The following is a 237-nucleotide window of genomic DNA, read 5'->3' as shown; positions in this document are numbered from 1 at the left end:
AAATGTACAAATGATGCGAGCGGGTTATGCCATTGAGTATGATGCAATTGTGCCTACACAGCTGTGGCCGACACTTGAGACGAAGAAAATTTCCGGATTGTATACAGCCGGCCAAATTAATGGAACGTCGGGTTATGAGGAAGCAGCAGGTCAAGGAATTATGGCAGGTATTAATGCAGGAAGAAAAGCATTAGGTAAAGAAGAAGTCATTTTAAGCCGATCTGATGCATATATCGG

The 237-nt window shown here is 43.0% G+C and carries 1 protein-coding gene; it reads left to right on the top strand.

Annotated features, from left to right (window positions below):
• Positions 1–237: FAD-dependent oxidoreductase (locus SB775_RS33755; RefSeq protein ID WP_410865661.1), on the top strand; the 237-nt coding region annotated here is incomplete at both ends.

It is taken from the genome of Peribacillus sp. SIMBA_075, assembly GCF_046534585.1.
This window is presented reverse-complemented; position numbering and strand designations above follow the sequence as displayed.